General features: G+C 70.0%; 1 protein-coding gene. It reads right to left on the reverse strand.

Annotation, left to right across the window (positions count from 1 at the left end; translation table 11 throughout):
* Positions 1–352: 352 nt before the first annotated feature.
* Positions 353–691 (reverse strand): hypothetical protein, encoded by a 339-nt coding sequence (locus AC08ON_RS08850; protein ID WP_476608306.1) that lies wholly within the window; start codon positions 689–691, stop codon positions 353–355.
* Positions 692–773 lie beyond the last annotated feature (82 nt).

Below are 773 nucleotides of genomic sequence, written 5' to 3' on the forward strand. Positions count from 1 at the left end.
GCCCTGACGGACGACACCGAGGTACTGGTCGAGAGAGGGCGCGACAGTGCGTTCCTCGAGGTCAGCATCGAGGATCACCATGAGCTCATAATGACGTGCCAAGGCTGAACCCACCTCCTGTGGACTCTGGCGGCCACGGATCTTCCGTGGCAGGAGGGACCGCGACCGGAACCTGTGCCGTCTCGAACGTGCTCGACGCGATGGATCTGGGAGGGAACCGCCCGTCAGCACATCCGGACGATCATCAGGGCACGCGGGCCACCCGGAGCCGCGCCGACCAATCATGACGAGTGGTCGGCCTGGACCAGCGAATGGACACACGTACACCGGCGCACGGCATGTCCGGCCGAGCTTACTCGATTCCCCCGGGGGCCCTGGCGGCCCCGACCACGAGAACCACGCGAAGCCACGCCGTGAACACCCCGGCGAGGCAGACGAGGTTCACCGTGACCAGGAGGCCACGCATGTGCCGGGAGGGGGAGGGATCCGCGAGGGCGAACACGAGCACCGCGAGCGCCGCGGCGACCGCGACCACCGCGAGCATGCGGGCAGCCGGCTGCGGACCGACGCGCCCGGACCCGGAACCGCCGTGGCCGCCCGGGGAAGAGTCGTGGTCGCTCCCGGACGGGTCGCCGCCGACGTCCCCGGTGCCGGGCTCGGGCTGACCCGGCTGGACATCCTGCCTGTCCACAGCATTGCCTCCCGTAGTTCCAAACGCCGAAGGCGAGGCGACGGAAACCCCGCACGGCCCAGGGCCGCGCAGAGATCACGCT

It is taken from the genome of Frankia sp. CoWAU3 (assembly GCF_977971855.1).